Source organism: uncultured Cardiobacterium sp. (genome assembly GCF_938028185.1).
Lineage (GTDB): Bacteria > Pseudomonadota > Gammaproteobacteria > Cardiobacteriales > Cardiobacteriaceae > Cardiobacterium.
Genome location: NZ_CALJAH010000332.1, coordinates 1 through 2,119, shown reverse-complemented (window position 1 = coordinate 2,119; position 2,119 = coordinate 1). Strand labels below are relative to the sequence as shown.

General features: G+C 65.4%; 2 protein-coding genes and 1 pseudogene. 1 reads left to right on the top strand and 2 read right to left on the bottom strand.

The window, feature by feature from the left end; genetic code table 11:
- Window positions 1–185: pseudogene (locus Q0349_RS09785) on the top strand (cell division ATP-binding protein FtsE); the annotation flags it as partial.
- A gap of 128 nt (window positions 186–313) precedes the next feature.
- Here the strand turns inward: Q0349_RS09785 and Q0349_RS09780 are convergent.
- Both Q0349_RS09780 and Q0349_RS09775 read right to left on the bottom strand, forming a co-directional pair.
- A complete protein-coding gene (locus tag Q0349_RS09780; protein WP_298080716.1) occupies window positions 314–883 on the bottom strand; it encodes a glycerate kinase in 570 nt (189 codons plus the stop codon).
- Between the two features lie 292 nt (window positions 884–1,175).
- Window positions 1,176–1,985, bottom strand: coding sequence for a hypothetical protein (locus Q0349_RS09775; RefSeq protein WP_298080714.1), 810 nt, complete (start codon window positions 1,983–1,985; stop codon window positions 1,176–1,178).
- Window positions 1,986–2,119: the final 134 nt, after the last annotated feature.

Sequence of the window (2,119 nt, the reverse complement as noted above, 5' to 3'; positions counted from 1 at the left end):
GCCTCCTGATCACCGACGGGCCCTCCGCCAACCTCGACCGCGCCTACGCGCTCGACATCATGGAGCTCTTCAAAACCTTCCACGAAGCCGGCACCACCGTCATCGTGGCCGCCCACGACGAAACCCTGATGGCCGACTACGGCCACCGCATTTTGCGTTTGCAGGAAGGCAGGTTTGCCGCATGAAACACTATCTCTCTCTGCATCTGGAAGCCGCCTGCCAGGCCTTTGCCCGCCTCGTGCGCCAGCCCTTGGGCACATTGATGGTGCTGCTGATGCTGGCCGCCGCCATGACCTTGCCGCTGATGCTCTATTTAGGCGTGCAAAGCAGCACCGAAGTGCTCGGCCGGCTCAACCAAGCCCCGCAGATGACCATCTACCTCACGCCCGAAGCCGCCGAGACCGACATCGCCGCCATCCGCGCCAAGCAGGCGCACGCCAAGCGCTTGCAGCATTCCCGCGCCGCCGTCGTTGGTGGCGCTGCCGCCGATGCCGAGGATGATGTGCGTGCAGCCGCCATCCAGCGCGTGCTGGAGCATTTCGCCGACGCCGTAGGTGCTGGTGATGCGCGGGTTGCGTTCGCCGGGGGTGAGGTAGTGCAGCCCCGCCGCTTCGGCCATTTCCATCACCGCGCTGCCGTCCGGCAGGCGGCCATAGCGGGCGCTGACGGGGCGACCGAGCGGGTCCTGCACGGTGACGGTTTGCCAGTCGCCGCCGCGTGCGGCAACGAGGGCGGCGGTGGTGCCTTCGCCACCGTCAGCCATCGGCAGGCAGTGGCAGTCGGCTTCGGGGTCAATGGCACGGAAGCCGCGGGCGACGGCGGCGCAGGCGTCTGCCGCGCTGAGGCTTTCTTTGAAGGAGTCGAGGGCGATGAGGATGTTCATGGGCGCTCCGGGGTTGTCGTTTGTGGTGTCGCTGTTTGGCGGGGCAGAAAGGTTTTGCCTCGGCGGTGTGAATGATTAACCCCACCCCAACCCTCCCCCACAGGGGGAGGGGGCAGTGCGGCGGTTTTCTGTTCTTCGGTTCACTATAGCCATCCACCGAAAGCCTCATACGGTGTTGCGCCGCTTCGCCGTACAACCGCGTACTGTCTTCAGCGACGCGCCTTGTCTGAAACTTTCGGTGGATGGCTATATTACGGATACGCCAGGCAGGGGAAGACAGCGCGGCAGGGCGTTATTTTTGTTCGCGCAGGATTTGCTGGATGCGGGCGCGCTGGTCGGGGGTGAGGTCGGGGTTGTCGCGGGTCAGTTGTTCGAGGGTGTCGGTGCTGCTCTGCGGGCGGATGGCGATGCGCGGCGGGGTTGCCTGCCATTTGAGGTAGTCGTCGCGATACGGCGCGCCCAGTTTGTCAAGCAGTGTGGCGATTTCGGCGTGGCGCGCCGGGCTGAGGGTGTCGCTGGCAAGGGTTTCGGCGATGAGGCGGTGTGCGCGTGCTTCGCGTGCCGGGTCGGGCGTGCCGAGCTGGCGGTCGGCGTACACGAGTTTGAGCAGGTCGGGCAGGGCGTTGTCGTCGTTGGCGATGGCGATGGTGCTGCTGCGGTCGTTTTTGTGCGCGGCAAAGAGGCCGAGGATGTTGTCGAGGCTGAGGCCGTCCGGCTGTTGTTCGAGTTGGCGCAGGGTGTTGAGCGCGCGGACGAAGTCAATGGTGCGGCCATCGCCGTGCCGATCTTGCAGTTCGTTGAGCAGCGCGGCGGCGCGGTCGCCGTCAATGCTGCCGTCCGGGCGGGTGATGTTTTGCAGGCCTTGTTGGACCTGGTTGAAGTTTGCTTCAAAGCGCATCAGTTGTTCGTGGCTCAGGCGTTCGTCGCCGAAGGGGTGGCCGCTGCGGTCGGCGGCATCGGCGGCGCCTTCGTAGGCGCCGATGAGGATGTGGACGAGGTCGGCGGGTTTGATGTCGTCGCGGTTGTTGTCGCTCTCGGCGGCGGTTGCGGGCAGGAGGGCGAGTGCGAAGGCGCAGGCGGCGGCGCGCAGGGTGTGGGTCATGGATGGCTCCTTTCAGGTTTGGGGTTCTGCGGCAATTATAGGCGCGGGTGGCGCGGTGCGGGGTTGCCCGGTTTTTAGTTTTGGGGAGGGCGACGTGGTTGCGTGGCGACGATTTTGTGAGCTACACCATTGGT